This is a genomic window from Aquamicrobium terrae (genome assembly GCF_040545735.1).
Taxonomy (GTDB): Bacteria; Pseudomonadota; Alphaproteobacteria; order Rhizobiales; family Rhizobiaceae; genus Mesorhizobium; species Mesorhizobium terrae_A.
On record NZ_JBEPML010000030.1, the window covers coordinates 1 to 13,786 of the forward strand.

Below are 13,786 nucleotides of genomic sequence, written 5' to 3' on the forward strand. Positions count from 1 at the left end.
GACACGCCGCAGAAGGTGACCGATGCCATCCGCACCGCCTGCGAGGAGCAGGCCAGGGGCATCACCACCTTCGTCGAGGTGGTGCTCAACCAGGAGCTCGGCGAGCCCTTCCGCCGCGACGCCATGAAGAAGCCCGTCCCCGTCGCCGGCATCGCAAAGGCCGACATGAAGCCCCAGCAGCCAATCTGACCGCGGCGATAGGTTCCCCGGCCTTTCGAGGCCGGGGAAAAGCCGGGCGCCGTCCTTCCGGTAACTAGCGGTCCGGCATCGATCTCGGGAGAGACCAGCATGAGCATGGCGCAGACGCAACGGCGCTTCCAGGGCCTGCCCGCGATGTTCGGCACCCTGTGGCCCGGCGTGGCCGTGGTGGTGGCAGTCGCCATCGCCGCACAGTTCCTGTCGGACCACTACGGCGCCCCGGCCATGCTGATGGCGCTGCTGTTGGGCATCGCCTTTCACTTCCTTTCGGAAGAGGGGCGTTGCAAGCCCGGCATCGATTTGTGCGCGCGCACGGTGCTGAGGCTGGGCGTGGCGCTGCTCGGCATGCGTATCAGCGTCGAGTTGCTGATGGGACTGGGCGCTTCCACCATCCTGCTTCTGGTGCTGGCGATCGCGGCGACGGTCGGCTTCGGGCTGGTCGCTGCCCGGCTGCTGGGGCGGGGCTGGCGGCTGGCGCTGCTGACCAGCGGCGCGGTGGCGATCTGCGGCGCGTCGGCCGCCATGGCCATCGCAGCGGTGCTGCCCAGGAACGAGTTCTCCGAACGCAATCTGATCTTCACCGTGTTGTCGGTCACGGTGCTGTCGACCATCGCCATGATCTTCTATCCGATCCTGGCCCAGACGATGGGCCTCGACGCGCGCGCCACCGGCATCTTCTTCGGCGGCACCATCCATGACGTGGCGCAGGTGGTGGGCGCGGGCTTTTCCGTGTCGTCGGAAGCGGGCGAGACGGCGACGCTGGTCAAGCTGATCCGCGTGACCATGCTGGCGCCGGTGGTGATCGTGTTCGCGCTCGCCACCCGCAATGTCGGGCAGGGCGAAGGCGCCGGCGCCGACCCCGCCGCGGCCAAGTCCGCGCGCCCGCCCTTGCTGCCGGGCTTCGTGCTCGCCTTCCTGGCGCTCGCGGCCATGAATTCCTTCGGGCTGGTTCCCGATGCCGTCTCCGGCATCGGAGCCGATGCGTCGCGCTGGGCGCTTCTGGCCGGCATCGTCGCCGTGGGCATGAAGACGTCGCTGCGCCGGGTGCTCGACGTGGGCGGCGATGCGGTGGCGCTGATCGTCGCCGAGACCATCTTCATCGGCCTCTTCATCCTCGCCGGCATCTATTATCTGGGACATGTGTGATGAAACCGCTGGAACGCCTCCTCGAAGCCGCGAAACGGACTCGCAAGCGCATCGTTCTGTCGGAGGGGGAGGACCCGCGCATCGTCGAGGCCGCCATCCGCGCCGTGAACGACGGCATCGCCGACATCATCCTGGTCGGCGGCCGCGCGGCGGTCGAGGCGAGACTGGCGCAGCTCGGAGCCGATCCCGGCCGTTTCCGCATCGAAGACCCAGAAACCTCGACGCTGACGCCGCGCTTCGCCGCGGCCTATCACCAATTGCGCAAGGCAAAGGGCGTGGAGGCAGAGGCAGCGGCCGCAGCGGTGCGCGCGCCGCTGGTCTTCGCCGCCATGATGGTGCGCGAAGGCGAGGCCGACGGCACGGTGGGCGGAGCCGTCGCCACCACCGCCGACACGGTGCGTGCCGCACTCCAGATCATCGGCCGGGCGCCAGGCGTCGGCATCGTCTCGTCCTTCTTCCTGATGATGCTGTGCCAGCCGCATCACGTGAAGAAGGGTGCCTTCGTGTTCGCCGATTGCGGCCTCGTCGTCGATCCCGACGCCGCCGAGCTTGCCGACATCGCCATGATGTCGGCCCGCTCCTGCGAGGCGCTGATCGACCAGCCGGCGCGGGTGGCCATGCTGTCCTTCTCAACCGGCGGCAGCGCCACCCATGAGCGGGTGGAGAAGGTGGTCGAGGCGACAAGGCTGGCCCGCGCCGCGATGCCCGATCTCGTCATCGACGGTGAATTGCAGTTCGACGCCGCCTTCGTGGAGGCGGTCAGTGCCGCCAAGGCCCCCAACTCCACCCTGCACGGCCAGGCCAACGTCTTCGTCTTCCCCAATCTCGACGCCGCCAATATCGGCTACAAGATCGCCCAGCGCATCGGCGGGGCCGACGCCATCGGCCCGATCCTGCAGGGGCTTGCGAAGCCGGCTAATGACCTCTCGCGCGGCTGCAACGCCGATGACGTCTATTACATGATCGCGGTCACCGCCGTGCAGGCCATGCTGCCGCAGGCTGATTTGTAAAACAGGTCGTAATTTCAATTGCTTGATGCCCCGGTCACAGGGTGCGCCATCTGCCGTCGGCCAGTGCTGAAACCGGTCCCCCGCGACATCACGATTTGCAAAAAGGGAACCCGGCCCTGCGCAGCTCCGTTGTTGGCCCCGAGGGACAACGGAGAACAGTAACCATGCGAACGATAGTTGCATCCTCGATCCTGACGATTGCCCTGTCTGCTGCGGCAGTGGCGCAATCGTCCGTCACCGCCACCACCGATCTGAACGTGCGGGCAGGGCCCGGGCCACAATATCCGGTGGTCGGGATGATCGGTGCCGGGCAGGCGGCCGATCTGAAAGGATGCCTGGAGAACAGCAAATGGTGCTCGGTCATGACCAGCCAGGGCGACGGATGGGTCTTTTCCGACTATCTTACCGCTGATTTCAACGGCGATGTCGTGGTGCTCACAGAGCGGCCGGCGGATTCCGGCGTGACGGTGGTCACCCCGCCTGATCCGGGTGGCGGAGACGCCGGGGCGCTGGTCGGCGGTGCCACCGGGGCCGTAGCCGGCGCCATCGTCGGCGGCCCGGTCGGGGCTGCCGTGGGCGGCGCGGCGGGCACCATCGCCGGCGGCGCGACCGGCACGGTCATCGACCCGCCGCAGCCGGTTCGGGAATATGTCACCACCCATGAGGTCGAGCCGGTCTATCTCGACGGCGAAGTGGTGGTCGGCGCCGGCCTGCCCGAGACCGTGGAGCTGCGCGAAGTGCCGGACTATGACTATCGCTACGTCTATGTGAACGGCCAGCCGGTGCTCGTGGACCCGAGTTCCCGCAGGGTCGTGTACATCGTCCGCTAAACGCCTGATCCCGGCAGGCCGGCCCCCGCCGGCCTGCCGGGATCAGGAGGGCGGCCGGTCGCCTTGGGCACTGCCGTCCTCCCGTTTCACCTTCTGGACATCGTAGCGCGGAACCTGCTCGCGCTAGGGACCGCGCCGCCTGCGCGTCAAGCCGCTCCTTGTCGAGAATGCCTTCCGAAGCCTGAAACTGACACCCCGGTGTGAAACCGGAAACGAGTGCCTTGGGCAATTGCTGGCTTGACAAATAGTATACTGTCGTAAATATATTTCTATACGAGAGCAGGGAGGGCTCAAAGTGGCACAGTCGAATTTGGCGCTTTCCGCGCAGCCCGGAGCTCAGGCTTATGCCGATGCGGGTGATGACGCTGCCCGGTTCGGCCCGCGGGGCATCGGCGCCCGGCTGCTGCGCAACGAGGATGCGCGCTTCCTTGCCGGCCACGGCGAATATCTGGCCGATCTCAATCTTTACGGCACCATGGAGGTCGCGTTCTTCCGCTCGCCCATCGCCCATGGCCGCATCCGTTCCATCGAGATTCCGGAGGAGGTGCGCTCGCGGGTTTTCCTGCTGTCGGACCTCGGGGATGTGCGCCCGGTGCGGGCCGTGCTGAATGCGCCCGGCTTCCGGGGCTCGGATTTCCCGCCGCTCGCCGATGGCGTCGTGCGCTTCGTCGGCGAACCCATCGCCATGTGCATCGCGCCGACGCGGGCGGAAGCCGAAGACATCGCGCAGCAGATCTTCGTCGACTTCGAAGAGCTTCCGGTGGTGACCGATATGCTCAAGGCGGCCGACGGAAGCGCGCCGTCGATCCATGACGGCTGGCCCGACAATGTCTGCTTCGTCTCCACGCCCGGCAATGGCGACATGGCCCAGGCCGAGCGCGCGGCGGTCGTCACCATCGAGCGTGACCTGCACATGCATCGCCAATGCGTCGTCTCGCTCGAAGGGCGCGGCGTGCTGGCCCATCATGATCGCCGGCTCGATGAGCTGGTCGTCTACAGTTCGACCCAGCAGCCGCATATCATCCGCACGGTCCTGGCGCCCCTGATCGGGGTCGAGGAGAACAAGCTGCGCGTCGTCGCCCCGGATGTCGGCGGTGGTTTCGGCGTGAAGAACAATCTCCAGGCCGAGGAGATCGCGATCGCGGCCCTTGCCCGGATCGTCGATCACCCGGTGCGCTGGATCGAGGACCGGCGCGAGCATCTGACCGCCTCGCCGCAGGCGCGCGAGCACCACTACCGCATGAAGCTCCATGCGGACGCGCAAGGGCGCATCCTGGGGCTGGAAAGCGAAGTCATCGTCGATGCCGGCGCCTATTCGATCTGGCCCTGGTCCTGTGCCATGGAGGCCAACATGTCGGCCGGCATCATGCCGGGGCCTTACCGGATGGATGCCTATCGCGGGCGCGGCATCACCGTCATGAGCAACAAGCCGCCGCTGGGCCCGTATCGCGGGGTCGGCCGGCCCGGCGCCTGTTTCGCGCTCGAGCGGATGATGGACGAGCTGGCGCGGGCCGTGGGACGGGAGCCGCACGAGGTGCGCATCGACAATATGGTGCTGCCCGGGCAGATGCCTTTCCTGACCATCGCCGGTAAGCTCTATGACAGCGGCGACTTCCCCGAAAGCGTGCGGCGGGCGGCCGAGATGGTCGACGTGCCGGGGGTGCGGGCGCAGCAGAAGGACAACGGCAAGGACGGCCTCTATATCGGGCTCGGCTGGGCAAGCTATACGGAGCAGACCGCGCACGGCACCAATGAATGGCTGTCGCGCAACCTGACCGAGGTGTTCGGCTACGAGGCGGCCACGGCCCGCTTCACCCCGGACGGAAAGCTCATCCTGGAAGTCGCGATCCAGAACCACGGCCAGGGACTGGAGACCACGCTGGCGCAGGTCGCCGCAACGGAACTCGGCGTCGATCCGGCCGATGTGGTGGTGCGCCACGGCGATACGGCCGTTTCACCCTACGGTCTCGGCACGTTCGCTTCACGCAGCATGGTCATGGCCGGCGGCGCCGTCGGCCGCGCCGCCCAGATGCTCGCGGAAAAGGTCAAGCGCATCGGCGCCCATTTCCTGCAAACCACTGCCGACAAGGTCACGCTCGAGGACGGGGCCGTGGTCCACGGCCCGCGCCGGGTGCCGCTTTCGGAGGTCGCGCGCGCCGCATTCCGCCACGCGCAGGACCTGCCGCCCGGCGAGGAGCCCGGCCTGTCGGTCACCACGACCTTTCAGCCGGAATCGGGAACCGGCGCCTTCTCCTACGCAACCCATGCCGTGGTGGTCTGCGTCGATGCCAATACCGGCCTGGTCAAGATCCTCGACTATGTGATCGTGCACGACTGCGGCACCATCGTGAACCCGATGATCGTCGATGGCCAGATACAGGGGGGCCTGGCCCAGGGCATCGGCAACGCGCTGCTGGAGGAGAGCCCTTACGACGAAACCGGCCAGCCATTGGCCTCGACGTTCCTGGACTACCTGCTGCCCGGATTCACGGAAGTGCCGAGCGCCCGCATCTCCCATATCGTCTCGCCGTCGCCCTTCACCCGCTACGGCATCAAGGGCATGGGCGAGGGAGGAGCGATCGGGGCGCCGGCGGCGATCGTCAACGCGGTCAACGATGCCCTCCACGGGCTCGGGGTCGAGATCAACGAAACGCCGGTGACGCCGCGCCGCATCCTGAAGGCGATCGAGCGGGCCGCGAAGGGAGACAGGCCATGAAGCCGGCGCCTTTCGACTATGTGCGGCCGCGCGATCTCGGCGAAGCGGTCGCGGCCCTTTCGGAATTCGAGTGGGGCGCGCGCGTGCTTGCCGGCGGCCAGTCGCTGGTGCCGATGCTCAACCTGCGGCTTAGCCCCGTGCTGCGCCTGGTCGACATATCGGGGCTGGAGGAATTGCGCGGCGTCGAGGAAGATCCGGAGGGCGTCACTTTCGGTGCCTGCGTGCGCCATGGCGAGTTCGAGGACGGCCAAGTGCCCGACCCGGCAAGGGGCATGATGCACCACGTCGCCGGCCGCATCGCCTACCGCGCCGTTCGCAACCGTGGAACCATCGGCGGCAGCCTGTCGCTGGCCGATCCCTCGGCGGACTGGATCACCGTGGTCATGGCGCTGGGTGCCAGCTTCGTCATCCGGGGGGCGGCGGGCGAGCGCCGCGTGGCCGGCTCCGACATGTTCCTCGGCCCCTATTCGACCGCGCTGGGCGAGCACGACATCCTTGCCGCGATCCGCGTGCCGAAGCTCGGCCGCAGCGCGCGCTGGGGCTACTACAAGATCATCCGCAAGGCGGGCGAATATCCGATGACGACGGCATCGGTCGTCCTCGATCCGGACCGGGGCCGCAGCAGCGTGGTGCTGGGCACCGTCAATCGCGGCCCGCTGGAGATGGCGCGCATGGCCGCCGGGATGCAGGGCGCCGGGACGTGGTCCGCCCAGCTTGAAGGAAATTTGCGCGAGGCGATCCGCCTCGATCTGGAGACAGCGGGTCGCGACCAGGACAGTTGCGAAATGAAGCTTTGCGAAACGACCCTCCTGCGCGCGGCACAATCGGCATTGGTGCAATGATGAAGATTTCCCTCACCCTCAACGGCAAGCCGGTCACGGTCGATGTCGAGCCCCGCACCTCGCTGGCGGACCTGCTGCGCTCGCCGGGTTGCGGATGCACCAGCATCCACCTCGGTTGCGAACACGGTGTGTGCGGTGCCTGCACCATCCTGATCGACGGGCGCATCGCCCGCTCCTGCATCGCTCTTGCCGTCGCCTGCGACGGCGCCGAGGTAACGACGCTGGAAGGGCTCGGCGAGGATGAACTGACCACGCAGTTGAAGGATGCCTTCCACTGCAATCACGGTCTGCAATGCGGCTTCTGCACGCCCGGAATGCTGATCTCCGCGCGTGAGGTGGTGGCGCGCAACCCGCAGCTTTCCGAAGAGGAACTGCGCACCGCCATGAGCGGAAACATCTGCCGCTGCACCGGCTACACCGGCATTGTCGCGGCCGTGAGCGCTGTCGCCGCAAGCCGCGCATCTTCCTGCACCTCGGAAAGCTAGGAGGCGAGTCGAGCATGGAAATCCGTCAGAAATTCACAGTCGAGCAGGATATCGCGACGGTCTGGACCGCCTTGAGCGACATCCGCCTTGTCGCGTCCTGCGTGCCCGGCGCCGAGATCGTCTCGGTTTCGGACGACCAGAGCGAGATCGAGGGCCTGATGCGCACGCGGATCGGCCCGATCAGCGCCGCTTTTGGCGGCCGTGGCAAGGTCGTACGTGACGAAGCCGGCTACAAGGGCTCGGTCGAGGGGGCCGGCGCAGACAAGAACAGCGGCTCGCGCGTGCAGATCAAGCTCGACTATGGGCTTGAACCGACCGACGGCGGCAAGTCCACCACCACCTCGATCGTCGCGGGCGTGGTGCTCTCGGGCCCGCTGGCGCAATTCGGCAAGGGGGCGCTGATCAACGAGATCGCCGCCCAGATAACCCAGCAGTTCACCGCCAATCTGCGTCAGCGTTTCGCGGCCGTCGCCGCGGCAAAGACACAGGATCCGCAGGCCCCCGTGGCCGCAATGCCGCCGCCGGCCAGCGCCGGGGAATTGCGCCCGCTTCAGATCCTGCTGGCGGTGCTGAAGGCCCGTTTCCTGCGTCTGTTCGGGAGCACAGCCGCATAGGAGAAGTCAAACCGCACATCACAGAGTGATGCATTCCAAAGGGAGGAAAAGGAATGTCGGAGACTCGCAATATCACACGTCGATCAGCCTTGAAGTTCGGGGTCGCCGCGGCTGCCTCGTTGCCGTTCAGCTCGTCGCTCTTCGGCCGGGCCACCGCACAGGAGCAGGTCAAGTTCACGCTGCCCTGGATCCCCAACGGGTCGAGCTACTGGCCCATGATCGGCAAGGAGATCGGCGTATTCGCCAAGCACAACATCGACATGAGCGTGGCGCGCGGCTTCGGTTCCGTGGCGGCTGCGCAGGCCGTGGCCAGCGGCCAGTTCGATTTCGGCATGGTCTTTGCCGGCGGCAATTTTCTGGCCGCCGCCCGCCAGCTTCCGATCGTGGTGATCGCGACCGTCTATTACGACCCCATTATGGGCATCGCCTTGCGCGCGGATTCGCCGATCAAGACGCCCAAGGACCTGGAGGGCAAGAAGCTCGGCACCGTGCCGACCTCGGCGGAATCGCCCTTCTGGCCGGCTTTTGCCAAGAACGCCGGCATCGACATGAGCAAGGTGTCGCTGGTGCAGGTCGACAGCAAGGTCATCGAGCGGGCGCTGATCGACAAGCAGGTGGACGCCACCACCGCCGTCGGCACCAGTTCGATCCCGCTGATCGCTGCGATGGGCGAACGGCCCCGCTTCCTGCCGTGGAGCCGCTACGGGGTGGAACTCTATGCCGGCCAGATCGTCACGCGGCCCGAAATCGTCGAGAAGAACCCGGAGCTGTGCCAGAAGGTCGTCGACAGTGTGCTGGGGTGTTACGCCCATACCTTGCGCGAGCCGCAATCCTCGCTCGAGCTGTTCGCCAAGGTCATGCCCGAAGTGGGCCTGACCAGGGGCGGCATGGAAAGCGCGCGCATCGCCCAGGGCCTGACGCAGCTTGCCACGCAGCGGCCGGAGGCGATCGAGAACAGCCTCGGCTGGTCGGACCTCGACAAGATACCGGGCATGATCGACCTGATCATGGAGTTCGGCGCCCCCAAGGATGCGGTGCGTCCCGATCCGGCAACCCTGGTGACCAACCGCTTTGTCGGGAATGTGAAGCTGACGCCCGAAGAGTGGGCGAAAGTGAAGGAGAACACGTCCGAGTTTGCCGCCTATCTTGGCGAATCCTGAGCCGGCGCGGCGTAAGGCGCCGCCCCGGCGACAGGGATGACAGCCTCGCCAGGGCGGCACGTGCCGCACCTCTATTCTGAGCATGGAACCCAAGCGCGGGAAACTGCTATGTCAACCACTCACAATCCCCTGATACAGCCGGGCACCGCCGTGCCTCTCGGCTGGAAGCTCGACCCGGTGATGCGGGCGATCCTCCTGCCGACGCTGACGGCCCTTCTCCTCATTGCCTTCTGGGAAGCCACGGTCCGTATCCTCGCCATTCCGGCGGTCCTGCTGCCGGCCCCGTCGGCAATCGCGGACAAGCTCGTCGAGCTGTTCTTCCCGCTCATCCTGCAGCACGCCATTCCGACAGTTACGGAGAGCCTGGTGGCTTTCCTTATCTCCTCGCTGCTCGGCGTTCTTCTGGCGGGCCTGCTCAGCGCATCCACAGTGGTGCGCGAGGCGCTCTATCCCAATGTCGTCTTCTTCCAGCTCATTCCCAAGATTGCGCTGGCCCCGCTGTTCATCGTGTGGCTGGGCATCGGCTCGGAATCGCGGGTCGCGTTCTCGATTTTCATCAGCTTCTTTCCGGTCGTGGTGGCCACGCTCGCCGGTCTCGACAATGTCGACCGCGATCTGCTGCGTCTGTGCAAGGCGCTGAGGGCGAGCGAGTGGCAGGTGTTCCGCGACGTGCGGGTGCCTTTCGCCATTCCCTACATGTTCAGCGGCATGAAGATCGCCACCACTTTCTCCATCATCGGCATCATCGTGGGCGAGTTCGTCACCTCGCAGGCGGGCCTGGGATACCTCATCCTGTTCGCATCGGCGCAGGCCGAGACCGAGCTGATCTTCGCGGCGATCGTGGTGCTGTGCGCCTTCGGCCTGGTCTTCTACGGGCTCGTGGCGATGGCCGAGGCCTATCTGCGCAAGAAGCTCGGCTCGTAAGGCCAATCGACATGTCTTCAAGGAAAACAGAAAAATGACCGTTTCCCTCGCCCGCAAGAATCCCGGCCGGACAACAGCCATCCCGGCCAGGCCCGAGCCGATCGAGATCGACCCGGCCGAAACCGCCCTGATCGTCATCGACATGCAGAACGCCTATCTTTCCAAGGGCGGCTATCTCGATCTGGTCGGCTTCGACGTGTCGGAATCGCCGCGCGTCATCGAGGCCGTGCGCCGGACGGTGGCCAGCGCGCGCGCGGCGGGTCTCACCATCATCTACATGCAGAACGGCTTCGACGACGACAAGAAGGAGGCCGGCCCGGAAAGCGCGCCGGTCTACCACAAATCGAACCCGCTGAAGTATATGCGCGCAAATCCGGGCCATAAGCTCATCACCAAGGGCACCTGGGACTACGCCTTCGTTGAGGAACTGGCCCCGCAGCCCGAGGATATCGTGATCCACAAGTCGCGCTACAGCTCCTTTGCCGGCACCAACCTGGAAAACGTGCTGCGCGGGCGCGGCATCTCGCGCCTGCTGGTGACGGGCGTGAACACCAATGTGTGCGTCGAATCGACCATCCGCGACGCCTATCACCGGGAATTCTTCGCCATCATGGTCGCCGACGCCACCCTTCAGGCCGGCGATCGTTCGATCTTCGATGCCACCGTTTTCAACGTCGAGCGTTTCCTTGGATGGGTCGCCTCGACTGCCGATGTCTGCGCGGCGCTCGATGCCGCATCGACCGGAAAGGGCCAGTCATGACCATGCAAGCCACGCAAGCCATCCCCATAGCCAAGGTCGCGGGTAGGCAGATAGACGCAGCCCATCCCTACATCTCCGTCTCGAACGTCCGCAAGATCTATCACACGGCGTCCGGGGACATCGAGGCGGTGAGCAAGGTCGATTTCGACATCACCTCCGGCGACTTCGTCTCCATCCTCGGCCCGAGCGGCTGCGGCAAGAGCACGCTGATGATGATGATGGGCGGGCTGGAGTCCATCAGTTCGGGCAGCATCGTGATCGGCGGAGAACCGGTTGTCGCCCCGCGCGCCGATCTGGGTTATGTTTTCCAGGATGCAACGCTCCTGCCCTGGAACAATGTGTTGGACAACGTGCTCTTTCCTATCCGGCTGCGGGACGGGTCCACGGCCAAGTATCGGGAGCGCGCCCGTGAACTGCTCGAACTGGTCGGGTTGTGGGAGTTCCGCAACAAGCGCCCGGGTGAGCTTTCGGGCGGCATGCGCCAGCGCGTCGCGATCTGCCGGGGACTGATCAACGATCCGGCGCTGCTGCTCATGGACGAGCCTTTCAGCGCCCTCGACGCCATCTCGCGCGACGACATGAATGTCGCCCTGGCGGACATCTGGGACAGGTTCCACAAGACGGCGATTTTCATCACCCACAGCATTCGCGAAGCGGTATTCCTCTCGGATCGCATCCTGGTGATGAGCCGCCGGCCGTCCACCGTGTGCTACGATGTGCGGGTGGATTTCCCGCGTCCGCGTAATATGAAAATACAGGAGACCGTGGAATTCAACGAACTCTGCGGCGTGCTTCGAAAGAAAATTGAAGAAGGATACAAGAATTCATGATTGTCCCTCTTGCAAATCCGGACGGAGAGCTTGACCATATAGCTGTTGATTGGTCGATGCGCCGGCCGCCATCCACCGTCGATGCTATCGTGGAGCTGTTGCAGGATGCCATCGTGCGCGGCGACCTTCCGCAAGGGATGCCGCTGCGGCAGGAACGCATCGCCCAGAAATTCGGCATCAGCAAGATTCCTCTGCGCGAGGCGCTGGCCAAGCTCGATGCTGGCGGATTTGTCACCACGCATCCCCGCCGCGGCGTCTTCGTATCCGAGATGAGCGCCGAGAAGATCGAGGAGATCTTCCAGTTGCGGCTGTCCATCGAGCCGGACCTGCTGCGCTATGCGGTGCCGCGCATGACGGCCGCCGACATGGCCGCGGTGGAGGCCATCATCGAGAAATTCGAGGCCGCCGACACCGGTGACCTCGGCGACATCAACTGGGAACTGCATCGCGCGCTCTACCGTGCATCGGGCCGCGAACTGTCGCTCCAGATCCTCGGAAACCTCTATCTGCATGTCGATCGTTATGTTCGCCTGCATATGGGGATGATCGACCGGCAGAAGGACTCGAACAACGATCACCGTGAGCTTCTGGCCGCGTGCCGCCGGCGCGATGCCGAGCAGGCCGTCCAGATCCTGCATGCTCACATCGACAATATCCGTCTGGCGATCCGTCGCTTCGTCGCATCCGACGGCGAGGGATCGAACGGCCAGCCCGAATAGGCCCAACTCAGTTAGGCAACGACATGAGCAGCAGTCCCATCATCCTTGAAGCCGACTATGTGCTGCCCGGGCCGGAGGCCGCCAGCCTGCGCCGCGACACCGCCGTGGCGGTCGTCGACGGACGCATTGCGGGGCTCGGGCCGGGCAGCGAGATGCGGCGGAACTGGCCTGCCGCGCAGGTGATCGAATTGCCGGGTTGCCTGCTGATGCCGGGCCTGGTCAACGCACATCAGCACGGCAGGGGACTGAGCCAGATCCAGCTCGGCTATCCCGACGATTTCCTTGAGCCGTGGATTGCCGGGCGCCGCGCGCGGGGCCTGCTTGACGGGCATGCCGTCACCCGTCTGGCTGCGGCGCGCATGGTCGCCAACGGCGTCACCACCACCATACACGCGAACTACACCTACGGCACCGGCAATTACGAGCAGGAGGTGCGCGACCAGCTTCGCGCCTATGAGGCCGTGGGGCTGCGCGCCACGATGTGCATCGGTGCCATGGACAGGGGCGCCACGGTCTATCCGCCGCATGAAGCGTGCTTCATGGCCGGCCTGCCGGACGATCTGCGCGAATGGATATCCCGGCCGGCGGCACCCGCCTATGCCGGTGACGGCGCGGCGACGATCGCGCTGATGCGGCGCCTGGGGGCGGAATTCGCCGGCCATCCCCTGATCCGCCTGTGCTATGGCCCGGCCGGCCCGCAGTGGGTTTCCGACGAATTGTGGCGGGTGCTGGCCCGTGATGCGCGCGACAACGATCTCGGCATGCATCTGCACGCGCTGGAGTCGCCGGCGCAGAAACATGCCGCCGCCGGTCTGTTCCCGGAGGGGGTTTTTGCCCATCTGGAGAAACTGGGAGCCATGACCCCCCGCACGGTCGTTGCCCATGGCGTGTGGGTGGACGACGCGGAGATGGAGGTGCTGGCCCGCACCGGTGCCACCGTCGTGCGCAATCCCGGCTGCAATATCCGCATGCGCAACGGCATCGCGCCGCTGGCACGGTATTTGCAGCGGGGCGTGAGAGTGGCCGTCGGCACCGACAATTGCTCCATGGCCGACGACGAGGACCTGCTGGCGGAACTGCGGCTGGCCGGCAATCTGGCGCGCGAGCCCGATTGGAACGGTCCGCCGCCGCCGGCTGTCGACGACCTGTTGGCGATGGCAACCGTCAACGGCGCCATTGCCGCGCAATTCGGCGGCGAGATCGGCAGGCTGGAAGTCGGCATGCGGGCCGACATGGCCGCCTTTTCGCTGCAACGCACCTGCCGTCCCTATCTCGATCCCGATATGCCGCTGGTCGACGCCTTCCTGGCGCGGGGGCAGGGCGCCGACGCTCGCCTGACCATGGTCGAGGGGCGTGTTCTCTACCGCGACGGCCGCCATGCCGATGCGGCCATCGAGGACCTGGAGGCACAGGCCGCCGCCGCTGCCGCTTCGGCACGCCTTTCCGCCGATCCCGCCAACCGCGATCGGACCAGGCGCTATCGCGGCCATCTCTGCGAGCATTACCGGACGCTGACCGCCGAACCGGTCGATCCCGCCATCACAGCCTAGGG

Annotated in this window: 13 protein-coding genes and 1 pseudogene; all 14 read left to right on the forward strand. The window is 66.0% G+C overall.

Features of this window, described 5'->3' with window-relative positions:
* Positions 1-189, forward strand: a pseudogene (locus tag ABID37_RS25115) (sulfoacetaldehyde acetyltransferase); the annotation flags it as partial.
* 105 nt (positions 190-294) lie between these two features.
* Complete coding sequence (locus ABID37_RS25120; protein ID WP_435521637.1) at positions 295-1,344, forward strand: YeiH family protein; 1,050 nt, start codon at positions 295-297, stop codon at positions 1,342-1,344.
* Positions 1,344-2,354: a phosphate acetyltransferase gene (gene pta / locus ABID37_RS25125; RefSeq protein WP_354199714.1), complete on the forward strand. Its 1,011-nt coding sequence runs from the start codon at positions 1,344-1,346 to the stop codon at positions 2,352-2,354. The genes ABID37_RS25120 and pta overlap by 1 nt, the downstream gene beginning before the upstream one ends.
* A gap of 164 nt (positions 2,355-2,518) precedes the next feature.
* Positions 2,519-3,184 carry a DUF1236 domain-containing protein gene (locus ABID37_RS25130; protein ID WP_354199715.1) on the forward strand — a complete coding sequence of 222 codons (666 nt, stop codon included), beginning with the start codon at positions 2,519-2,521 and terminating at the stop codon, positions 3,182-3,184.
* 295 nt (positions 3,185-3,479) lie between these two features.
* Positions 3,480-5,900 carry a xanthine dehydrogenase family protein molybdopterin-binding subunit gene (locus ABID37_RS25135; protein ID WP_354199716.1) on the forward strand — a complete coding sequence of 807 codons (2,421 nt, stop codon included), beginning with the start codon at positions 3,480-3,482 and terminating at the stop codon, positions 5,898-5,900.
* Positions 5,897-6,742: an FAD binding domain-containing protein gene (locus ABID37_RS25140; protein ID WP_354199717.1), complete on the forward strand. Its 846-nt coding sequence runs from the start codon at positions 5,897-5,899 to the stop codon at positions 6,740-6,742. Before ABID37_RS25135 ends, ABID37_RS25140 begins: the two co-directional genes overlap by 4 nt.
* On the forward strand, positions 6,739-7,227 hold the full coding sequence (locus ABID37_RS25145; RefSeq protein WP_354199718.1) for a (2Fe-2S)-binding protein: 489 nt from the start codon (positions 6,739-6,741) through the stop codon (positions 7,225-7,227). Before ABID37_RS25140 ends, ABID37_RS25145 begins: the two co-directional genes overlap by 4 nt.
* Before the next feature lie 14 nt (positions 7,228-7,241).
* Positions 7,242-7,841, forward strand: coding sequence for an SRPBCC family protein (locus ABID37_RS25150; RefSeq protein WP_354199719.1), 600 nt, complete (start codon positions 7,242-7,244; stop codon positions 7,839-7,841).
* A 53-nt stretch (positions 7,842-7,894) separates the two neighbouring features.
* The gene (locus tag ABID37_RS25155) at positions 7,895-9,001 is read left to right on the forward strand and encodes an ABC transporter substrate-binding protein (RefSeq protein ID WP_354199720.1); all 1,107 of its coding nucleotides are present in this window, start codon (positions 7,895-7,897) and stop codon (positions 8,999-9,001) included.
* Positions 9,002-9,109: 108 nt separating this feature from the next.
* Positions 9,110-9,925: an ABC transporter permease gene (locus ABID37_RS25160; protein WP_354199721.1), complete on the forward strand. Its 816-nt coding sequence runs from the start codon at positions 9,110-9,112 to the stop codon at positions 9,923-9,925.
* 34 nt (positions 9,926-9,959) lie between these two features.
* On the forward strand, positions 9,960-10,685 hold the full coding sequence (locus ABID37_RS25165) for a cysteine hydrolase family protein (protein WP_354199722.1): 726 nt from the start codon (positions 9,960-9,962) through the stop codon (positions 10,683-10,685).
* Complete coding sequence (locus ABID37_RS25170; protein ID WP_354199723.1) at positions 10,616-11,515, forward strand: ABC transporter ATP-binding protein; 900 nt, start codon at positions 10,616-10,618, stop codon at positions 11,513-11,515. Before ABID37_RS25165 ends, ABID37_RS25170 begins: the two co-directional genes overlap by 70 nt.
* Before the next feature lie 56 nt (positions 11,516-11,571).
* Positions 11,572-12,234, forward strand: coding sequence for a GntR family transcriptional regulator (locus ABID37_RS25175; protein ID WP_354199724.1), 663 nt, complete (start codon positions 11,572-11,574; stop codon positions 12,232-12,234).
* A 23-nt stretch (positions 12,235-12,257) separates the two neighbouring features.
* On the forward strand, positions 12,258-13,784 hold the full coding sequence (locus ABID37_RS25180) for an amidohydrolase family protein (protein ID WP_354199725.1): 1,527 nt from the start codon (positions 12,258-12,260) through the stop codon (positions 13,782-13,784).
* The last annotated feature ends 2 nt before the right edge of the window (positions 13,785-13,786 follow it).

What these genes read in the sequence shown, in the direction of transcription:
- ABID37_RS25165 (WP_354199722.1), top strand. Translation starts at nt 9,960, where the DNA reads ATGACCGTTTCCCTCGCCCGCAAGAATCCCGGCCGGACAACAGCCATC.
- ABID37_RS25170 (WP_354199723.1), top strand. Translation starts at nt 10,616, where the DNA reads ATGGGTCGCCTCGACTGCCGATGTCTGCGCGGCGCTCGATGCCGCATC.
- ABID37_RS25155 (WP_354199720.1), top strand. Translation starts at nt 7,895, where the DNA reads ATGTCGGAGACTCGCAATATCACACGTCGATCAGCCTTGAAGTTCGGG.
- ABID37_RS25120 (WP_435521637.1), top strand. Translation starts at nt 295, where the DNA reads ATGGCGCAGACGCAACGGCGCTTCCAGGGCCTGCCCGCGATGTTCGGC.
- pta (WP_354199714.1), top strand. Translation starts at nt 1,344, where the DNA reads ATGAAACCGCTGGAACGCCTCCTCGAAGCCGCGAAACGGACTCGCAAG.
- ABID37_RS25180 (WP_354199725.1), top strand. Translation starts at nt 12,258, where the DNA reads ATGAGCAGCAGTCCCATCATCCTTGAAGCCGACTATGTGCTGCCCGGG.
- ABID37_RS25130 (WP_354199715.1), top strand. Translation starts at nt 2,519, where the DNA reads ATGCGAACGATAGTTGCATCCTCGATCCTGACGATTGCCCTGTCTGCT.
- ABID37_RS25145 (WP_354199718.1), top strand. Translation starts at nt 6,739, where the DNA reads ATGATGAAGATTTCCCTCACCCTCAACGGCAAGCCGGTCACGGTCGAT.
- ABID37_RS25175 (WP_354199724.1), top strand. Translation starts at nt 11,572, where the DNA reads ATGCGCCGGCCGCCATCCACCGTCGATGCTATCGTGGAGCTGTTGCAG.
- ABID37_RS25150 (WP_354199719.1), top strand. Translation starts at nt 7,242, where the DNA reads ATGGAAATCCGTCAGAAATTCACAGTCGAGCAGGATATCGCGACGGTC.
- ABID37_RS25140 (WP_354199717.1), top strand. Translation starts at nt 5,897, where the DNA reads ATGAAGCCGGCGCCTTTCGACTATGTGCGGCCGCGCGATCTCGGCGAA.
- ABID37_RS25160 (WP_354199721.1), top strand. Translation starts at nt 9,110, where the DNA reads ATGTCAACCACTCACAATCCCCTGATACAGCCGGGCACCGCCGTGCCT.